Annotated in this window: 18 protein-coding genes; 6 read left to right on the forward strand and 12 right to left on the reverse strand. The window is 28.3% G+C overall.

From position 1 onward, the window contains the following. A complete protein-coding gene (locus MPF13_RS10055) occupies positions 1 to 1,470 on the forward strand; it encodes a GFO_1087 family putative carboxy terminal peptidase (RefSeq protein ID WP_249982389.1) in 1,470 nt (489 codons plus the stop codon). Positions 1,471 to 1,522: 52 nt separating this feature from the next. On the opposite strand, the gene MPF13_RS10060 is transcribed toward MPF13_RS10055, so the two are convergent. After that, on the reverse strand, positions 1,523 to 2,485 hold the full coding sequence (locus tag MPF13_RS10060; protein ID WP_249982390.1) for a patatin-like phospholipase family protein: 963 nt from the start codon (positions 2,483 to 2,485) through the stop codon (positions 1,523 to 1,525). A 46-nt stretch (positions 2,486 to 2,531) separates the two neighbouring features. On the opposite strand from MPF13_RS10060, the gene MPF13_RS10065 reads away from it, so the two are divergent. From MPF13_RS10065 to pepT, 3 genes are read left to right on the forward strand one after another with little or no spacing between them, the layout of a single operon-like run. After that, positions 2,532 to 3,578, forward strand: a complete 1,047-nt coding sequence (locus MPF13_RS10065) for a WD40/YVTN/BNR-like repeat-containing protein (RefSeq protein ID WP_249982391.1) — start codon at positions 2,532 to 2,534, stop codon at positions 3,576 to 3,578. Further along, positions 3,579 to 4,139 (forward strand): hypothetical protein, encoded by a 561-nt coding sequence (locus tag MPF13_RS10070; RefSeq protein WP_249982392.1) that lies wholly within the window; start codon positions 3,579 to 3,581, stop codon positions 4,137 to 4,139. 1 nt (position 4,140) lies between these two features. Beyond that, positions 4,141 to 5,376: a peptidase T gene (gene pepT / locus MPF13_RS10075; protein ID WP_249982393.1), complete on the forward strand. Its 1,236-nt coding sequence runs from the start codon at positions 4,141 to 4,143 to the stop codon at positions 5,374 to 5,376. Positions 5,377 to 5,531: 155 nt separating this feature from the next. On the opposite strand, the gene MPF13_RS10080 is transcribed toward pepT, so the two are convergent. Further along, on the reverse strand, positions 5,532 to 6,071 hold the full coding sequence (locus MPF13_RS10080) for a 1-acyl-sn-glycerol-3-phosphate acyltransferase (RefSeq protein WP_249982394.1): 540 nt from the start codon (positions 6,069 to 6,071) through the stop codon (positions 5,532 to 5,534). 92 nt (positions 6,072 to 6,163) lie between these two features. Between MPF13_RS10080 and rmuC the strand changes: the two genes are divergently transcribed. Then, positions 6,164 to 7,504, forward strand: coding sequence for a DNA recombination protein RmuC (rmuC, locus tag MPF13_RS10085; RefSeq protein WP_249982395.1), 1,341 nt, complete (start codon positions 6,164 to 6,166; stop codon positions 7,502 to 7,504). Positions 7,505 to 7,589: 85 nt separating this feature from the next. Here the strand turns inward: rmuC and glyA are convergent, their stop codons facing one another. The 7 genes from glyA to MPF13_RS10120 form a co-directional block, all read right to left on the reverse strand. Beyond that, a complete protein-coding gene (gene glyA / locus MPF13_RS10090; RefSeq protein WP_249982741.1) occupies positions 7,590 to 8,864 on the reverse strand; it encodes a serine hydroxymethyltransferase in 1,275 nt (424 codons plus the stop codon). A 268-nt stretch (positions 8,865 to 9,132) separates the two neighbouring features. Further along, the gene (locus tag MPF13_RS10095) at positions 9,133 to 10,293 is read right to left on the reverse strand and encodes a peptidase MATCAP family protein (RefSeq protein ID WP_249982396.1); all 1,161 of its coding nucleotides are present in this window, start codon (positions 10,291 to 10,293) and stop codon (positions 9,133 to 9,135) included. Between the two features lie 32 nt (positions 10,294 to 10,325). Then, the gene (locus MPF13_RS10100) at positions 10,326 to 11,156 is read right to left on the reverse strand and encodes an N-formylglutamate amidohydrolase (protein WP_249982397.1); all 831 of its coding nucleotides are present in this window, start codon (positions 11,154 to 11,156) and stop codon (positions 10,326 to 10,328) included. 1 nt (position 11,157) lies between these two features. Then, a complete protein-coding gene (locus MPF13_RS10105) occupies positions 11,158 to 11,487 on the reverse strand; it encodes a hypothetical protein (protein WP_249982398.1) in 330 nt (109 codons plus the stop codon). Beyond that, positions 11,475 to 12,332, reverse strand: a complete 858-nt coding sequence (locus MPF13_RS10110) for a sulfurtransferase (RefSeq protein ID WP_249982399.1) — start codon at positions 12,330 to 12,332, stop codon at positions 11,475 to 11,477. Before MPF13_RS10110 ends, MPF13_RS10105 begins: the two co-directional genes overlap by 13 nt. Before the next feature lies 1 nt (position 12,333). Further along, on the reverse strand, positions 12,334 to 13,368 hold the full coding sequence (gshB, locus tag MPF13_RS10115) for a glutathione synthase (RefSeq protein ID WP_249982400.1): 1,035 nt from the start codon (positions 13,366 to 13,368) through the stop codon (positions 12,334 to 12,336). Between the two features lie 20 nt (positions 13,369 to 13,388). Further along, positions 13,389 to 14,714: a dicarboxylate/amino acid:cation symporter gene (locus MPF13_RS10120; RefSeq protein ID WP_249982401.1), complete on the reverse strand. Its 1,326-nt coding sequence runs from the start codon at positions 14,712 to 14,714 to the stop codon at positions 13,389 to 13,391. Between the two features lie 124 nt (positions 14,715 to 14,838). Between MPF13_RS10120 and MPF13_RS10125 the strand changes: the two genes are divergently transcribed. Beyond that, complete coding sequence (locus MPF13_RS10125) at positions 14,839 to 15,486, forward strand: DUF937 domain-containing protein (RefSeq protein ID WP_249982402.1); 648 nt, start codon at positions 14,839 to 14,841, stop codon at positions 15,484 to 15,486. 58 nt (positions 15,487 to 15,544) lie between these two features. Here MPF13_RS10125 and bshA read toward each other — a convergent pair whose 3' ends face one another. The 3 genes from bshA to MPF13_RS10140 all read right to left on the reverse strand — a co-directional run bounded on the left by bshA (position 15,545) and on the right by MPF13_RS10140 (position 19,115). Next, positions 15,545 to 16,681 carry an N-acetyl-alpha-D-glucosaminyl L-malate synthase BshA gene (gene bshA / locus MPF13_RS10130; RefSeq protein WP_249982403.1) on the reverse strand — a complete coding sequence of 379 codons (1,137 nt, stop codon included), beginning with the start codon at positions 16,679 to 16,681 and terminating at the stop codon, positions 15,545 to 15,547. A 159-nt stretch (positions 16,682 to 16,840) separates the two neighbouring features. Further along, positions 16,841 to 17,686 (reverse strand): transketolase, encoded by an 846-nt coding sequence (locus tag MPF13_RS10135; protein ID WP_249982404.1) that lies wholly within the window; start codon positions 17,684 to 17,686, stop codon positions 16,841 to 16,843. A 118-nt stretch (positions 17,687 to 17,804) separates the two neighbouring features. Continuing rightward, entirely contained in the window at positions 17,805 to 19,115 is a 1,311-nt protein-coding gene (locus MPF13_RS10140; RefSeq protein ID WP_249982405.1) for a hypothetical protein, read from the reverse strand. Positions 19,116 to 19,179: the final 64 nt, after the last annotated feature.

Consider the following 19,179-nt stretch of genomic DNA (forward strand, 5'->3'; position numbering starts at 1 on the left):
ATGAGTAGAATTATAAAATTAAGTTTATTGTCTGTATTATTTCTTGTAGCTTCTTGTTCTAAAAGTGATAATACCAATATAGAACCAACCATTTCTGATGATATCAACTATTTTATCTGGAAAGGCCTTAATGCTTACTATTTTTGGCAAAAAGATGTTCCTAATTTAGCCGATAATCGTTTTTCTACTTATGATGAATTATATACTCATTTTAGAAGTTTCTCTTCTAACGAAGACTCTTTTTATAGTTTAATCTATCAAGAAGGAGTTTCTGATCGTTTTTCTTGGATAGTTGATGATTATGTTGCTTTAGAAAACTCTTTTCAAGGAATTAACCTTTCTACAGGAATGGAGTTTGGCTTAAAGCGTTACAACAACAGTGATACTAATGTTTTTGGATACGTAAGGTATGTTGTACCAAATACAAGTGCAGCTAACAATTCTGTTACACGTGGTATGATTTTTAATTCTGTAAATGGTACTCAAATAACAGATAGTAATTATAAAAATTTATTGTTTAGTGATAACATCAGTTTAAATATTGGTTTGGCAGATTATAATAATGGTAATCCTACTTCTAATGGAACTAGCATTTCATTAACTAAAGAACAAGTATCAGAAAATCCTGTTTCAATTTCTAAGGTTTTAAATGAAGGGAATAAAAAAATTGGATACTTATTATACAATCAATTTGCTAGCTCATATGATGCACATTTAAATGCAGCTTTTAATACTTTTAAGTCTGAAGGTATAACAGAACTTATTGTAGATTTAAGATATAATGGAGGTGGCTCTGTAAAATCTGCAACTTATTTAGGAAGTTTAATTACTGGTCAATTTAATAATGAAGTTTACTCTAAACAAGTGTGGAATCAAAAAGTTCTTGCTGCAAATGACCCTGATAGGTTTTTAAACTATTTTACAAACGAAATTAAAAATACAGATTCTAATGGAAACATTACTATTCAAGAACCTCTAAATAGTTTAAACCTTTCTAGTGTTTACTTTATTGTTTCTGGTAGTTCTGCTTCTGCGTCAGAATTGGTTATTAACTCTTTAAGATCTTACATAGATGTAAACATTGTAGGTACTACAACTGTTGGTAAACAAGTGGGATCTATAACTATTTATGATTCTGAAGATGGCTCAAAAAATGGAGACAACCTAAATTCTAATCATAAGTATGCAATGCAACCTATTGTTTTAGAAATTTCTAATAAAGACAATCAAAATGAACCTGGAGGTTTCATTCCTGGAGTTACTGTACCTGGAATTCAATTATCTGAAAACTATGGTAATTTAGGTGTTTTAGGAGAACGTTCTGACCCTTTATTAGATAGAACTATATCACTAATAACAACTGGTAAAAAGAACACGTTAAAAAATGATGTTCAAGAATTTACAGAAATTTACAATTCTAAGCTTGCAACACCAACTAGTAACAATATGTATGTAGATTTCATAAAATAGAATCTCAAAAAAATCCAGTTTTAAACTGGATTTTTTTTTAGATAAAAGTTTTTTATTTAGAATCTGATTTTTCTATAAATTTTTCTATTTCTTGATCTGTTAAAACATCTGGTCTAAATTCACTCATTAATTCTTCTCTTTTAGATTTTGCATATTTATAGCCAGATTTCCACCATTTACGCATTAATTTTTCATCAAAAACTAAAGAGTTTGTAGTTAAAACAGTGGGTGTATAATACAAGTTTAATTTTATGTCTTTATTATTGGCTGCTAATTTACCAATTGTAATATTATGTCTTTCTACATGTGTTAACATAAAATCAAAAACATCAAACAATAAAGAAAACGGATTTTTTGCTGGCAATCTATTAAATTGAGTTACTTCTGTTTCTAAAATAATGGCATCAATTTCTGTTGCTCCTCTTAGTATAGCTTCTCTAATAGGTACTAAAGCTCCAAAACCTCCATCTGCATATTGGCAATTATTTTTTTCTAATAAACTCATAAAAGGCACATAGTTACAAGAACCCCAAATCCAATCGCAAAAATCATCATAAGAACAATCATTTATAGACTTATACTCAATATTATTTGCTGTTAAATTAGATACAGTTACTACTACATCTTTATTATTGGCTCTAATTTCATTGTACATTTCTTTAGTAATTTTCCTTTTTATTAAACTTCTTAGGTTTTTACTTTCTCCAAAAGTTTTTCTTCCATTTAAAAAGTTCCATAATGTATTTAAGTGTCTAATACTAATTACTTTTTCGCCTGCAACTCTTTTAATTTTAAAAGGATTATTACTAAAAATAGTTTTCTGATTTACGTTTGTGTAAAGTTGTTTTAAATCATCTAATTTACCCAAAGCCAAATGAGAAACCATTAAACTTCCTGTAGAAGTACCTAAAAACAAATCGTAATCTTTGTTTTCTTTCTTCATTAAATATTGTGCTACACCACCAGCAAATGCTCCTTTACTTCCTCCACCAGAAATTACCAACGCTTTTTTCATTATCTAAAAATGATTTGTTTATTTTAGTGCTATAAAAGTATCAAAAATGAAAAGAATAATCGTACTATTTTTTGCTTTCCTAGTTTTTACTGCCTGTAACAAAGAATATCAACCAAGAATAATAGACTCTGTAGAGGTTCAAGAATTTAAAATGGAAAACATTAGCATTCGTGCAATTCATGTTATTAATAAAGACAAAGTAATTTATGCAGGATCAAATGGAGATGTAGGTTATTTTACAGACAAAGAAACTCCTGTTTTACAACCAATTTCTATAAAATATCAAGATACAATAAGTCCAAATTTTAGAAGTATTGCTTCAAATGGAAAAGCAGTTTTTGCTTTAAGTGTTGCAAATCCTGCTTTATTATATAAAATTTCTGGTGGTAAAGCTGCTTTAATTTATTCTGAAAAACACGAAAAAGTATTTTATGATTCAATGCATTTTTTTGATGACAATAAACATGGAATTGCTGTTGGAGATCCTACTGATAATTGTGCTTCAATTCTATTAACTGACAATGCAGGTGAAACTTGGACAAAAATTCCATGTGAAAATCTTCCAAAATTTGTACAAGATGAAGCCTTTTTTGCTGCAAGTAATACTAATATTAAAACAATTGGTAGCACTGTTTGGATAGCTTCTGGAGGAAAAAAATCTCGAATTTTAAAATCTGAAGATTATGGTAAAACTTGGCAAATTTTTAATACTCCAATAATACAAGGAAATGGACCACAAGGAATGTATTCTATAGATTTTTATGATAAAAACATTGGAATTGCTATTGGTGGAGATTATTCTAAACCATTAGAAAACTCAAGTAATAAAGCAATAACAAAAGATGGTGGTAAATCATGGATTTTAGTTGCAGATGGGCAAAACCCTAATTATAAAAGTTGTGTACAATATGTTCCTAAAACTAATGGAAAAGAAGTTTTTGCAGTTGGTAAAACTGGAATTTCATATTCTAATGATGGTGGTGTTTCTTGGAAAGAAGTTTCTAAAGAAGGTTATTATGCTATTCAATTTGTAGATAGAAATACAGCTTGGTTATCTGGAAATAACAAAATTGGAAAAATGGTTTTAAAATAAATGAAGAACGTTTTATTCACTTTAATAGGAGCTTCTCTCCTATTTTTTGCTTGCTCTAAACAATCAAAAATTATTGAAAACTTTAATTGTAAACCTATTAAGTTTAAAAACCTTGAAAAGGTTAATGATTTTAAAAATTTATTTTCATTAGAAATTCCTAGCACTTGGAAAACAAATTTATATTATGATGATTTGCAATCATCTATTTACACAGCAGATACTACAAAACAATTAACAGAAACTTTACTTTTAGATATAACTAATATCAATCAAAACATTAAATTTGATACGAATTTTAAGCTGAAACAAGAACAAGAAAATTTATCTAAAAACTTAGTTCAAATAACATCTAAAAAAACAACAATACTTAATAAACCATCTTTTTACACCATATCTAAAGGCAAAAAAGGAAAATTTAATTATAAAGTTTGTCATTTTTTTATAAAAATAAACGAACAAAGTTTTATACTTGCTAAGGCAGAAGTTTATGGAGATTCGTTAAAAAACGAAAGACTATGTAAGGCTATAAACCTTATTGAAAAAATTAAAATATTACATTAAAATGATTAATAAACAGTATATTACAAATAGATTTATAAAATATATTACTATAGATACAGAATCTGATCCTAACAATCCTGCTTTTCCTAGTACAGAAAAACAATGGGACTTAGCTAAGGTTTTAGTAGAAGAATTGAAAGAAATTGGTATGCAAGATGTAGATTTAGATGACAATTGTTACATCATGGCAACATTACCTAGTAATTTAAATTATGAAGTACCTACAATAGGTTTTATTGCACATATAGATACAAGTCCAGATTTTACAGGAGCTAATGTAAACCCTCAAATTGTAGAAAATTATAATGGAAAAGACATTGTTTTAAATGCTGATCAAAATATTATTTTATCTCCAGATTATTTTGATGATTTACTGCAATATAAAGGTCAAACAATTATTACAACAGATGGTACAACACTTTTAGGAGCAGATGATAAAGCAGGTATTACAGAAATTGTTTCTGCAATGGAATACCTTATTCAAAATCCAGAAATTAAACACGGTAAAATTAGAATTTGTTTTACTCCAGATGAAGAAGTTGGTAAAGGTGCTCATTTATTTGATGTTGATAAATTTGGAGCAGAATGGGCTTACACAATGGATGGAAGTCAAATTGGAGAATTAGAATACGAAAACTTTAATGCTGCTGGTGCTAAAGTTACTATAACAGGTAAAATTGTACATCCTGGTTATGCAAAAGGAAAAATGATTAATTCTATGCTAATTGCAAACCAATTTATAGCTGCTTTACCTTTATCTGAAGTACCAGAAAAAACAGAAGGTTATGAAGGTTTTTTTCATTTACATGATTTAAATGGAAATGTAGAAGAAACTGTTTTAGAGTATATTATAAGAGATCATGATTTAGATTTGTTTGAAGGAAGAAAAAAACTAATGCTAAAAGTAGCAGAAGATTTAAACAAAAACCATGGTCAAGAACTAGTTAAAGTAGAAATAAAAGACCAATACTTTAATATGAAAGAAAAAATAACTCCTGTTATGCATATTGTAGATATTGCAGAAGAAGTTATGAAAGATTTAAAAATTAAACCTTTAATAAAAGCAATTAGAGGAGGTACAGATGGATCTCAATTATCATACAAAGGTTTACCTTGTCCTAATATATTTGCTGGTGGACATAACTTTCATGGTCGTTTTGAGTATGTTCCAGTAGAATCTATGATAAAAGCAACAGAAGTAATTGTAGGAATAGCAAAAAAAGTAACAGAAAAATAATTACCCATAAAAAAAGTCTCCAGTAAACTGGAGACTTATCTATCATAGCTTATGCTATTAAGTAAACTCATTAAAAATAAAGCCCCTAATCTCTATTAAAAAATCTTGTTCACAGTACAAACTTAATCATTTTTATGACATATCAAACTATAATCTTAAAATAATTCAGGTTTTTTTCCTTTTACACCTATATAAAAAGCTTTAAAAACTTCAAAATCTTTAGTTTTATCGTTTGTAGTATAATAAGGCTCAGATACTTTAACCTTTTTTTCACCAAAATCTAAAGTAGCCATAACAACTGGCACATTAGCCCCTTTTGCTATATAGTAAAAGCCTGTTTTCCACTTTTCTACCTTTTTTCTTGTTCCTTCTGGAGATAAACCTAATTTAAATTCTTCTTTAGAATTAAACACATCTATAACAGAATCTACTAAATTGCTACTCTTAGACCTATCTACTGGTGTACCTCCTAACATTTTAAAGAAAAAACCAAAAGGAGGTTTAAATAAAGAATTTTTACCAATAAAATGAATCATTGTACCAGAAGACATTCTTGCTAAAATTGCAATAGGAAAATCTACCCAACTGGTGTGTGGTGCAGCAATAACAACATATTTCTTAATATCTTGAGGAAAATCGTTTTCTAATTTCCACCCTAAAATGGTAAATAATATAAATTTAGCTAAGCTTTTCATGAAAAGTAAAAGTGGAAGTGTTAATAAAATCCTTATTTAAAGGTTTTGTGTTGTCATTTAAAGCGATAAATTTATGAACTTAAATTGACATGATGAACGAATTGATAATTTACTTACTTATAGCACTGATTTTTAGTGTTATAGGTTTTTACATAGGCAACCTTTTAACGAAATTAAAGTTTGAAAAAGAAAAAGGTGATACAGAAAAAGTAACATCTACCCTAGAATTTGAAATTTCTAAATTAAAAGAAAGCATAAAAAATGCTGAAAACAAAACTGAAGAACTACAAAGCGAATTAAAATTTATACAAAAAGAAAAAGAAAATTTAATTTCTGATAAAACTCGTTTAGAAACCGAGTATAAAAATACTGAAGAAAAACTTCAAGAAAACAAAGAAGAAGTAGAAAAACTTCAAGATAAATTTACCAAGGAATTCGAAAATTTAGCCAACAAAATTTTAGAAGAAAAATCAAATAAATTTACTGAACAAAACAAAGAAAATTTAAAAATAATTTTAAATCCTTTACAAGAAAAAATTAAAGTTTTTGAAGACAAAGTAGATAAAACTCATAAAGAAAGTATTGATTATCATGCTGCTTTACGTCAACAAATTTTAGGCTTAAAAGAACTAAACCAACAAATGAGCAAAGAAACCTTAAACCTTACCAAAGCTTTAAAAGGAGATAATAAAGCACAAGGTAATTGGGGTGAATTAGTACTAGAAAGAGTTTTAGAAAAATCTGGTTTAGAGAAAGATAGAGAGTATTATGTACAGCAAAGTTTTACCAATGATGAAGGAAAAAGAATTTTACCAGATGTTGTAATTCATTTACCAGATAACAAAAAAATGGTAGTAGATTCTAAAGTTTCTTTAACCGCTTATGAGCAATTTGTAAACGAAGAAGATGAAACTTTAAAAGCACAATTTTTAAAAGATCATGTTGCATCTTTAAAAAGACATGTAGAGCAATTATCAGAAAAAAAATACGAAGATATTTACAGAATCGAATCTCCAGATTTTGTATTACTATTTATACCAATAGAACCTGCATTTGCAGTTGCAATTAATGCAGACAACCATTTATATAATAAAGCATTCGAAAAAAATATAGTAATTGTTACACCTACTACTCTATTGGCAACTTTAAGAACTATAGATTCTATGTGGAATAATGAAAAGCAACAAAGAAATGCTATAGAAATTGCAAGACAAGCAGGTGCTTTATATGATAAGTTTGATGGTCTTTTAAAAGATTTAGTTGGTATTGGTAAGAGAATAGATGATAGCAAAAAAGAATACTCTAATGCTATGAATAAGCTTGTAGATGGTAGAGGAAACTTAATTACTAGTGTTGAAAAATTGAAAAAAATGGGTGCAAAAGCTAAAAAATCGCTTCCAGAAAATATTATTGAAAGAGCTAGTGAAGATTAGCTTTTAAATACTTAAACTAAAAAAGCATCAAGTAAATACTTGATGCTTTTTTTATAATGAATCCTTACTATTGTAAGGTCTATATTTACATTACAAATAATCTTCTTGCACTCATCATATGTGCTACTCTTTCACCAATTTCGTGTAATTTCTCTTCATTTTCAGCATTCTGAATAGCTTCATCAATAAAGTTTACAACAGCTTTCATATCTTCTTCTTCTAAACCACGAGTTGTAATTGCAGCAGTTCCAATACGAATTCCAGAAGTTACAAATGGAGATTTATCATCAAAAGGAACCATATTTTTGTTAACTGTAATATCTGCTTTACCTAAAGCAATTTCTGCATCTTTACCAGAAATATCTTTGTTACGTAAATCTATTAACATACAGTGGTTGTCTGTTCCACCAGAAATAATATTATAACCTTTTGCAACAAATTCTTTAGCCATTGCTGCAGCGTTTTCTTTAACTTGTAATTGGTATTCTAAAAACTCATCTGTTAAAGCTTCACCAAAAGCAACAGCTTTAGCAGCAATAACATGCTCTAATGGTCCTCCTTGATTTCCTGGAAAAACAGAAGAATTAATTAAAGTAGACATTTTCTTTAATTTACCAGACTTTAATTTTAATCCGAAAGGATTTTCAAAATCTTTACCAATCATAATCATACCACCTCTTGGTCCACGTAAGGTTTTGTGAGTAGTTGTAGTAACAATATGACAGTGTGGTAATGGATCGTTTAAAATACCTTTAGCAATTAAACCTGCTGGATGAGAAATATCTGCCATTAAAATAGCACCTACTTCATCAGCAATTTCTCTAAATTTTGCAAAATCAATGTCTCTAGAATAAGCAGAAGCACCAGCAATAATTAATTTTGGCTTGTGTTCTTTAGCTTGTTGAGCAACATGAGTATAATCTATTCTACCAGTTTCTTTATCAACTCCGTAAAATACAGGATTGTATAATTTACCAGAAAAGTTTACTGGAGAACCATGAGTTAAATGACCTCCATGAGATAAATCGAAACCTAAAACTGTATCACCTGGCTTTAAACAAGCTGCAAAAACAGCTGTATTAGCCTGAGAACCTGAGTGAGGTTGAACGTTTACATATTCTGCTCCAAATAATTCTTTAGCTCTATCTATAGCAATTTGCTCTATAACATCAACAACTTCACATCCTCCATAATATCTCTTTCCAGGATATCCTTCAGCATATTTGTTGGTTAAAATAGAACCTTGAGCTTTCATTACTTCATCACTTACAAAGTTTTCTGAAGCGATTAACTCTAAACCATTTAATTGTCTTTCTTTTTCTTCCTGAATAAGGTCAAAAATTTGATTGTCTAATTGCATTGTTGTTGTTTTTATAGAAGCATCAAAAATAACAAAAAACATATATGTAAAAAATAAGTTTTAATGATATTTTATCAAGTTTTGATATTATTATCTTTTTGAGAAAAAAGTTGATGTTTTAATATATTTACTTTAAAATTTAAATCATTATTAGAAAATATTTAAAACTTAAGTTTTAAACGCTAAACTTAAAAATTTCGAATAACTAATTCAGTTAATCTGTGTTTTAAAATTTATGTTCAATATTAGTATTAAACAATAACTAAATTTACTTCAAATTCTTTAGGATAAAGTCTACAGTTTTATTGGTATTTTTATTTTCAGAATAAGAATCTGTAATATGCTTTGAGTTGATTGCGTGTTTTTTATCAATCATATAAGCAATATCATCAACATATTCTAAAGACACTTTACCAGTTAGTAACAGACTTAAATCTTTCCCTTTTTGATGGTAATCGTAAATCTTTTTTAATCCTGTTAAATACAAATAATCTTTGGTAAAACCTCCTCCTCTATGTGCTCTTACAGAAATGTAAAAAGCTTCATCTTTTTTTAAATCATAACCATTGTGTAGCATTCTAAAAGTTCTTGAAAACGAATATCCTTTTGCTAAACTATCTACTGCTAAAACTCTGTATGCTAATTCTCTTAGTCTTTTTACTGTTAAATTACCAGACATATATTCGCTAAAAACAGCTAAACCTTCTTGTGTTTCTTCATTGTTTGGAAAACCGTGAGAAAACACTTTTAAAGGATGTAACATACCATTCATTGTTGTTACCATATGAACCCCAATTTCGTGATTTGTTAAAATATTTATTTGGTTTTCTGAAAACACATGATTTTCATTTAAAACCAATGCCTGAATACTATTAGAAACCATGGCAATAGCTCCCATAGTTTTAGAGTTTTTTATAGAATAACTAAAATCATAATTTTTAGAATATTCTCTAAAAAACTGATGAGATTCTGTTGCAGAATATTTAGGCTTAAAAATTTCAGATTTATCATCTTCACTTTCAAAATGAAGAATAAATTTTGCGTTTTCTACATCTTGCTCTGTAGGTGTACCAAAAGAACGTAAACTATTGTAATAAAAACGTTTACCTTTACCAATAGTTTCTATACATTGTATTAATCCTGAATAAAAATAGATGATATCTTCATAGAAATCTCGTAATTTTTCATCTTCAATATCATCAATAGTTAAGGCAAAAAATTCTTTATGTAAGCTAAATTTATCAAAATCTCTTTTTGGATATTTAAATTTAGGTTCTTTTAAATATTTAGATTTATAAAATTTCTTTTTCTCTTTTTCAATATTAATTGGATTCACATAATTGAGCATCTCAATTTTTTTCACCAAAACATCTATTTGATGGTCTATTTCAAATAGCTTTTTGTTTTTTACAGAAACATCATTCTTCATAAAATCTAGATTACTTAAAAGTGGCAGCAAATTTACAACTTATGGTTTTTATAAAAAGTATCTGCGTGATTTTTTAATTCGGTTTGCAAAAACTTTTCTACAGATGCAACCACTTCTGGAAACATTATTTGCGACAATTCATCACAATAAACTTTTGCTATTTCTGTAGCTAAAACCAATGTGTTATTAAAATTTTGGGTAATGTATTTTAAGAAATATCCATTTCCTTTAAAAGTGTCATTTATTTTAGACGTAGATACAATACCATTAGGCATTGGTGTTTTCTCTAAAATTGCTCTCCAAAATTCTATTTCTTTTCCAAATCGTTTATTATCTACATTAGAAGTTCCTAAATTCCAAGTTGGCACTTCTCTTGTCCAACGTTTCCAGTTATAAGAATGCATATCATATACAATACAAACACCAAATTTTTCTTCTAATTTAGATATCAATGCATGCACAACCTTATAAAAATTTGCATGTTTTTGCATGCTTTTATCGTACATTTTTTTTGATAAAGGTTTTTTCCATAGTTGTTTACCCCAAGCATCCTCATAAATTGCATTATCTGGAGCTCTGTTTAAATCGTATTCAAAACGAGAATCACAACCAGCTATAACAATAGGATGTGTTTTAACCATTTCTTTGGTTTCTGGATCTTCTTCAAACCAACGTTCATATGCTGTGTGCAAACAATTATCCCATAGTTCTTTTCTAAATTGATGTCCATCATGTACTGCACCACAAGCATAATGTACATATTTATCAATTTTAATTGTAAAAGAATAATCTAAAGAAACTGCTTCAAAAATTTCTTCATTTTCTATTTTTTGAATAATATTTTCTAAAGATAATTTTTCCATTTTAACGAATAATTTTCTTTAAAATACCAAATACTTTCCTTTCTAAAACATCTACAGATCCATCTGCAAAAAAGACATTTTTTATATCTTTTATTAAAGCCTCTTTTTCTTTTTCATCAAAATTATTATCAAAAATATATTGCTGAATTTTATTTAAGCTATCTTCATCAGAATCTATAACAACTTCTGTATGAATTCTATGATAAGTAGCTTCATTTACTCTAGATAAAATATAATTTTCTTCTTCTTTAGATTCAAAAAAATTACAATGTGCAGCATACAATAATACATATGCTAAAAATTCATTTTTACTCCAATTTATATTTTCCATATTAAATTTCTTATTGGTAAACCTTCTGTACTACCCCATTCTGTCCAAGAACCATCATAAACAGCATAAGATTTTTGATTTGTAATTGCTGCTCCTAAAGCTAAAATTGATGCTGTAATTCCTGTTCCACAAGTAAAAACTAACTCTTTTTCATCAGGATTTAGTTCTTTATATATTTTTAACAGGTCTTCTTTAGGTTTTACTAATCCATCTTTTAAAATATTACCAAATGGAAAACTAACAGAATTAGGAATATGTCCTCCTTTTACTTCTTTTCTTGGTTCTGGTTCAGTTGTATAAAAACGTCCTTTAGAACGTGCATCTGCAATTAAAATATTTTTATCTTCTAAACTAGATAAAACTTCTTTTGTATATGTTATTTTCTGAGGCTGATAATCAACTTTAAAATTACCTTTAGATAAATTATTTTTTTGTTGATTTTCTATTGGAAATTTTTCTTCTTTCCATTTTGGCAAACCTCCATTTAAAACTGCAATATTTTTAAAGCCCATTAATTGAAAAAGCCACCAAACTCTTGGTGAAGAATAAACACCTAAATCGTCATAACAAACTATAATACTACTCTTATTTATTCCTAATTCTTGTGCTTTTAACTCAAATTCTTGAGGTGATAAAGCAGTATTTGGAAATGGTGCTTTAATATCTGAAAACACGTTTTTTATATCAAAGAAAAGAGCGCCTTTAATTTGTTTTTTTTGTTCTATTAATGTTTTTTTAGCTGTTACTTTAGGTATTGTACAATCTAATACAATAAGGTTTTTATCATTTAAATGAGATAACAACCAAGAAGCAGAAACTAAAGGTTTAGGTAATTTTAAAGACATATTAAGCTTCGTCTACTAATTTTTTAAATGATGATTTTCTTCTAAAAGCAGCGTCTTTTTCTAACACTTTACTTTCCATAAAGTTAACTACCTTTTCTTGAATTCTTGTTTTATATACTTTATTCATATAAGTTATTCCTCCTGGAGACATTACATTTACCTCCACTAACTTTCCTCCAATTACATCAATACCAACAAAATACAAACCATCTTTAACCAATTTAGGTCCAATTCTAGCACATAATTTTTTCTCTTCTGCTGTTAATTTGTGCTTTTCTATAGTACCCCCTGCAGAAACATTAGAACGATGATCTTTATCTCCTGGAACTCTTTTCATTGCTCCAATTGGCACTCCATTTAAAATTAAAATTCTTACATCTCCTTTATCTGCTCCATCTATATATTCTTGAAGAATAACGTATTCTGATCCTCCTTGACTTTTACTAATATAAAAATCTAACAAAGAGTTAATATTTCCCATTGCAGATTTTTCTATTAAAATAACACCAGAACCCCCAAAACCATTTAACGGTTTTAAAATCATTTTATCTGAAGGAGACTCTTCTATCATTTGAATTAAATAATCTTTATTCTTAGAAACATGTGTAACAGGAATAATTTCATTATTTGGATCTTCAAAAACTGCAGTGTACAATTTATTGTTTGCTTCACGCAATCCTTGTACTGAATTTATAATAAAAACATCATCTTTTACAGAGTCTAAAAAGTTTAACATTAACGGATCTAAAGGCGGTTCTGCACGCATAAAAATAACATCGAAACCAGCTAATGGCAACATTTCTACTCTTGTAGTAGTAGATTTATAAAAACTCTTAATATTACTTGATATTTTATCTACTCTATTTAGAATAGTACAAAAAGCATTGGTTACACTATTTCTAATAGTTAAATTAGAAGGTGTACAAATTGCAACTCCATGACCACGTTTTACACATTCGTGTATTAAAGTTAAAGAAGTATCGTTTTCTGGAGATTTTATACTTTCCCAAGGATACATTAAAAAACAAACATTCATAGTAGTATTTTTTTTAAAATTTATTTTACATTTTCATAATTATCATCCCATTCTTTTGGTTGAGGGTCATGTAGTTTTCCTAAAGATTTTGCCACAATCATAGAAACTGTTGCATCTCCAGTAACATTTACAGTAGTTCTCATCATATCTAAAGGTCTGTCTACTGCAAAAATTAATGCCAATCCAATTGGTAATAATTCTGCAGGAAAACCTATAGATTCTAAAACGATTACTAACATAACCATACCTGCACTTGGTACTGCAGCAGAACCAATAGAAGCTAATAAAGCTGTAGCTACAATTATTAACTGATTAGAAAAAGTTAAACCTTCTGGCCAAATAACTTGCATAATAAAAACTGCTGCTATTGCTTGATACAAACTTGTTCCGTCCATATTAATAGTGGCTCCAACAGGTAAAACAAAACCAGAAACCTCTTTATCTACACCAATATGTTCTTCAACTCTTTCCATTGTAACTGGTAAAGTTGCTGCACTAGAACTTGTAGAAAAAGCTAATAATTGTGCTGGACTAATTTGTTTTAAAAACCAAAGTGGAGATTTTTTTGTGTAAACACTTACCATTATTAAATAAAAACCTATCATTAATAATAATCCTGCAACAACACAAATTGCATAAACTAACAGTTTTAAAAGTATCTCAGTATCATCAAAAGCAATAATTACATTGGCTAATAATGCAAATACGGCATAAGGTGCAAAAAGCATAATTAAATCTACCATTTTCATTACAACTTCGTTTAATGAATCAAAGAAATCCATTAAAGGTTTTGCTTTTTTTTCTGGAATTAATAATAAAGAAATTCCTACAAAAAGTGCAAAAAAGATAATTTGTAACATACTAGCATTTCCTAAAGAAGTAAAAATATTACTTGGAAAAATATCTACCAAAGCTTGTAATGGGCCTGCATCATTTTGTGCAGAAGCTTTTGCTAACTTATCTACAACACCAGAAGAAGTTTCGTATTTAGCCTTAATTTTTTCTATAGTATCTGCAGACATTCCTGCTCCAGGTTTAACAACATTTACAATTCCTAACCCTATAATTATGGCAACTAAAGTAGTCATCATATAAATTACCATAGTTCTAAGCCCCATTTTTTTAATTTTAGAAATATCTTTTAAATCAGAAATTCCTTTAATTAAAGAAGCTAAAATTAATGGCACTGCTATTAATTTTAATAAGTTTATAAAAATGGTACCAAATGGTTTTATCCAATCTGTAACAAAACCTTTTCCTCCATCTACAGAGTTCATAATAAATCCAAAGATGATTCCAAGAACCATTCCTATTAATATTTTCCAGTGTAATGCTAGTTTTTTCATTAAATAATTTATAGTTAGTAAGATTTTTGAAAGGTAAAAAAAATAATTATAAGGTGATGTGACTTTATTTGTATATTGTGTCATAAAATTAGAAAACATTCATATTAATTATTAAAAACAAAAAATGGCAGGTATTTTAGACTTATTAAATAGTGATTTAGGAAAACAAATTATATCAGGAGTTTCTGGTTCTACAGGAAATGATTCTAGTAAAACAAGTAGCGTTTTAACAATGGCATTACCTGTTTTAATGAAAGCTATGGAAAGAAATGCTTCTACACCAGAAGGTGCTGAAGGATTAATGGGGGCTTTATCTAGCAAACATGATGGTAGTATTTTAGATAATCTTGGTGGATTATTTGGTGGTGGAGTTGATGAAAGTGTAAAACAAGATGGAGCTGGAATATTAGGTCATATTTTAGGAAGTAAGCAACAAGGAGTTGAACAAGTTATTGGACAAAAATCTGGTTTAGATGCTGGTGCAGTTGGAAACATTTTAAAAGTAGCTGCTCCTATTTTAATGGGGGTTTTAGGAAAACAAAAACAACAGCAAAACATAAGTAACTCTGGTGATTTAACTGGTCTTTTAGGTGGTTTATTAGGGGGAGCAAGTCAATCTGGACCTGTTACACAAGAACAAACTTTTTTAGAAAAAGTATTAGATGCAGATGGTGATGGAAGTGTTGTAGACGATGTTGCAGGAATGCTTTTAGGAGGTGATAAAAAATCTGGAGGAATTGGAAGTTTACTTGGAGGACTTTTTGGAAAATAATGTTTCAAAGAAATCATAAACTAAAAAGCTCAAACTTTATGTTTGAGCTTTTTGTTTTTTATAAAACTTTACTTTTATAACAAGATTTATAAATTTCTTCATAAACTGGTAATATATTTTCTAAAGAAAATCTCTTAGTATGCCTCCTTGCATTTGTTTTAAAAGAATTTAATGTATCATCATCTTTTAAAATTGAAATTGCATTTTTTGCCATGTCATTAATATCTCCCAAATCACTTAAAAAACCAGTTTCTCCATTAATATTAACTTCTGGTAACCCTCCAGTATTTGTAGATATTACTGCCGTTTTTGCTGCCATTGCTTCTAAGGCTGCTAAACCAAAACTTTCTGTTTGAGATGGTAGTAAAAATATATCTGAATAACATAAAATTTTAGTTACTTCAGAACTGTTTCCTAAAAACAAAACATCATCAGCTATATTTAGTTTATTAACCAAGTTCTCTGCTTTTGCTCTATCTGGCCCTTCACCTATCAATAATAATTTTGAAGGAATTTCTTTTTGAACTTCATAGAAAACTTTTATAACATCTTCTACTCTTTTTACAGGTCTAAAATTACTTATGTGAGTTAAAATACGTTCGTTTGGTTGAGCTATTGCAATTCTATTACATTTTTGATTATGTGTAATATCATACTTTTCTACATCAATAAAATTATAAATTACTTTAATATCTTTTTTAATATTAAAAAGTCTGTTTGTAGTATTCTTTAAATCATTAGATACAGAGGTTACTACATCAGAATTATTAATACTAAACTCTACTGCAGTTTTATAAGTTGGATGACTACCTACTAAAGTAATATCTGTACCATGTAAAGTAGTAACAACTTTTACAGAAATACCTTTCTCTTTTAGCATTTGTTTTGCCATATATGCAGCATAGGCATGAGGTATTGCATAATGAACATGTAAAACTTCTAATTCATGTTTCTCTACAATTTCTACCATTTTACTAGATAAAGCTAATTCATAGGGTTGATATTGAAATAAAGGATATTCTTCTAAAAGAACTTGATGAAAATGTAAATGATGAGATATAAAATCTAAACGAACTGGTTGATTGTATGTGATAAAATGAACTTCATGACCTTTATCTGCTAAAGCCATTCCTAATTCTGTGGCTACTACTCCACTTCCACCAAATGTAGGATAACAAACAATACCTATTTTCATATATATATTTAAAAATTAAATGATTTAAAGTTTTAACTTATTAGTTGTAAAGATAGAAGTATTCTTACATATTAATTCTAAATAAAAACATAAAAAAAGAGTTTTTCAAATGAATGAAAAACTCTTTATAATATTAAATTCTAATATTTTTGAATATAATTAGTAATCTCCTAAAGTTGCAGGATTTTGAGCTAAAGCATTTTCTAATTGCTCATCATTAGGTGCTTTACCATGCCAAGCATGAGTGTGCATCATAAAATCTACTCCATTACCCATTTCTGTATGTAATAAAATACAAACTGGTTTTCCTTTACCTGTTAATGCTTTTGCTTCTGCTAAACCAGCTAAAATTGTTTCTATATCATTTCCTTTTTCTACATCTAAAACATCCCAACCAAAAGCTTCAAACTTAGCTCTTAAGCTTCCCATAGCTAAAACCTCATCTGTAGTACCATCAATTTGTTTTTCATTTAAATCGATTGTACAAATAATATTATCTACTTTTTTTGCTGATGCATACATTATTGCTTCCCAGTTTTGACCTTCTTGCAATTCACCATCACCATGTAAAGTATATACTAATTTATCATCTCCATTTAGTTTTTTTGCTTGAGCAGCTCCAATACCTACAGACATTCCTTGTCCTAAAGATCCAGATGCTATTCTAACTCCTGGTAAACCTTCGTGAGTTGTAGGATGTCCTTGTAAACGAGAATCTAATAATCTAAATGTATTTAATTCTTCTACAGGAAAAAATCCACTATGTGCCAAAACACTATAAAATACAGGTGAAATATGACCATTAGAAAGAAAGAATAAATCTTCATTTTTTCCGTCCATATCAAAATCTGTAGAATATTCCATTACTTCTTGGTATAAACAAGTAATAAACTCTGCACATCCTAAAGAACCTCCTGGGTGACCAGAACTTACTTTATGAACCATACGTAAAATATCTCTACGAACTTGTTGCGTAAAATCTTGTAATTGTTGTGTTGTAGGCATTGTGTTGTTTTATTTAATAAGTGGCAAAAGTACTATTTTTAATAATTGAGACAATAAAAATGTAAATAATTATTTAAATTAAATGATAAGTATTAAATAATAGGATATAATTTAAATTTTAATTATCAATAGAATAGATACTCACCCCTTCTGTAGTAGCCACAACTAATTCATCTTCACTTTTACCAATACTATTGATTGATACACCTGGTTTAGAATCTATATGATAAAAGTTTTCATCTAATTTACTAAGATTTGATATATATGGAATAATATAAATTCCTGCTTCACCAGCTGCAACATAAAATACATCTGAAGAAAATGTAAACGAATTAACTACATGATTTGGTTTGGTTGAGTCTAATATTTCATCTTTAAGTTGATGACTTAATTCAGCTTTTGTATTTACTCCATCATTAATTAAATTAAACACACCAATACCTCCACTTCCTAAACTTACAACTAAAACATTTTTTCTTGGTAAAGCAAGACTATGTTTTGCTTCAACATTTAAATCAAAAGTTCCTAAACTAACTTCGTAGTTAAGAGTCATTTTATTGGTATCTTTAGAAATAATGTAAGAAAATGCTTTTAATTCTTTAGTTGTATTATTATAAGCTGTTGCTACAAAATAATAAATATTAGACCTAATTTCTAGAGAAGTATCTAAGATAAATAAACCTTCAGTTTCATTACTATCATGTTTTATAAGGTTATTTGTCTCTTCATCAATTGCAAAAATAATTCCAGAATTACCACCACCTGAACCATAAATAAAACCTTTGTTATTTTTTAAACTTCTTAATTTGTTTCCAAATTTAGAGTGAATAAGGTTGTCTTGACTAATACTTAGAACCTCTGTTTTATTATTATATTTTAAATTATATCTTCCAAGAAAAGAAGGGTAATCACCACCATAAAGTTCGGTAACATCAAACCCACCTCCTAAAAACAAAGTATTCGTTTGAAATATACATACAGCATCCACATCTCTATTAGGTAATTCTAAAGTACCTTGTAAATTTACGGGTTCTCCTTTTGGTGCAAATAAAACATCAACTGCACCAGAATAAGGTTCTCCAACCAAACTATATGAAGCTGCAACCTTTTTACCACTTACAGTTACATGGTTTGCATTTAACAAAACATCTTGACCTTTATGCAATACATGCAATGGTGCTAATTTTGCTCTTAAAGTAAATGATATACTGGTATTTTTTAAAACTTCAGAACTCGAAGTTTTAACCTTTCTTTTAGAGAAAGTTACAACTTCATTATACTGTGTTAAACGATCAGAATCTTTAACAATATTTATATCACAATCTTCACAAACCAAATCTGGATCTAAAGATTCATTTACTGGTTCAATATCTTTTTGACATGAAACAAAAACTAACAAAAAATAAAATAATATATAACAATTTTTCATAATTAAGGATTTATGAATTAACTGTTTTAAAGATAAGCAAATACGCTATAATTTCCTATATAAA

The organism is Polaribacter sp. Z022, assembly GCF_023555495.1.
In the GTDB taxonomy this organism is placed as follows: Bacteria; Bacteroidota; Bacteroidia; order Flavobacteriales; family Flavobacteriaceae; genus Polaribacter.

What these genes read in the sequence shown, in the direction of transcription:
- MPF13_RS10055 (WP_249982389.1), top strand. Translation starts at nt 1, where the DNA reads ATGAGTAGAATTATAAAATTAAGTTTATTGTCTGTATTATTTCTTGTA.
- MPF13_RS10060 (WP_249982390.1), bottom strand. Translation starts at nt 2,485, where the DNA reads ATGAAAAAAGCGTTGGTAATTTCTGGTGGAGGAAGTAAAGGAGCATTT.
- MPF13_RS10065 (WP_249982391.1), top strand. Translation starts at nt 2,532, where the DNA reads ATGAAAAGAATAATCGTACTATTTTTTGCTTTCCTAGTTTTTACTGCC.
- MPF13_RS10070 (WP_249982392.1), top strand. Translation starts at nt 3,579, where the DNA reads ATGAAGAACGTTTTATTCACTTTAATAGGAGCTTCTCTCCTATTTTTT.
- pepT (WP_249982393.1), top strand. Translation starts at nt 4,141, where the DNA reads ATGATTAATAAACAGTATATTACAAATAGATTTATAAAATATATTACT.
- MPF13_RS10080 (WP_249982394.1), bottom strand. Translation starts at nt 6,071, where the DNA reads ATGAAAAGCTTAGCTAAATTTATATTATTTACCATTTTAGGGTGGAAA.
- rmuC (WP_249982395.1), top strand. Translation starts at nt 6,164, where the DNA reads ATGAACGAATTGATAATTTACTTACTTATAGCACTGATTTTTAGTGTT.
- glyA (WP_249982741.1), bottom strand. Translation starts at nt 8,864, where the DNA reads ATGCAATTAGACAATCAAATTTTTGACCTTATTCAGGAAGAAAAAGAA.
- MPF13_RS10095 (WP_249982396.1), bottom strand. Translation starts at nt 10,293, where the DNA reads ATGAAGAATGATGTTTCTGTAAAAAACAAAAAGCTATTTGAAATAGAC.
- MPF13_RS10100 (WP_249982397.1), bottom strand. Translation starts at nt 11,156, where the DNA reads ATGGAAAAATTATCTTTAGAAAATATTATTCAAAAAATAGAAAATGAA.
- MPF13_RS10105 (WP_249982398.1), bottom strand. Translation starts at nt 11,487, where the DNA reads ATGGAAAATATAAATTGGAGTAAAAATGAATTTTTAGCATATGTATTA.
- MPF13_RS10110 (WP_249982399.1), bottom strand. Translation starts at nt 12,332, where the DNA reads ATGTCTTTAAAATTACCTAAACCTTTAGTTTCTGCTTCTTGGTTGTTA.
- gshB (WP_249982400.1), bottom strand. Translation starts at nt 13,368, where the DNA reads ATGAATGTTTGTTTTTTAATGTATCCTTGGGAAAGTATAAAATCTCCA.
- MPF13_RS10120 (WP_249982401.1), bottom strand. Translation starts at nt 14,714, where the DNA reads ATGAAAAAACTAGCATTACACTGGAAAATATTAATAGGAATGGTTCTT.
- MPF13_RS10125 (WP_249982402.1), top strand. Translation starts at nt 14,839, where the DNA reads ATGGCAGGTATTTTAGACTTATTAAATAGTGATTTAGGAAAACAAATT.
- bshA (WP_249982403.1), bottom strand. Translation starts at nt 16,681, where the DNA reads ATGAAAATAGGTATTGTTTGTTATCCTACATTTGGTGGAAGTGGAGTA.
- MPF13_RS10135 (WP_249982404.1), bottom strand. Translation starts at nt 17,686, where the DNA reads ATGCCTACAACACAACAATTACAAGATTTTACGCAACAAGTTCGTAGA.
- MPF13_RS10140 (WP_249982405.1), bottom strand. Translation starts at nt 19,115, where the DNA reads ATGAAAAATTGTTATATATTATTTTATTTTTTGTTAGTTTTTGTTTCA.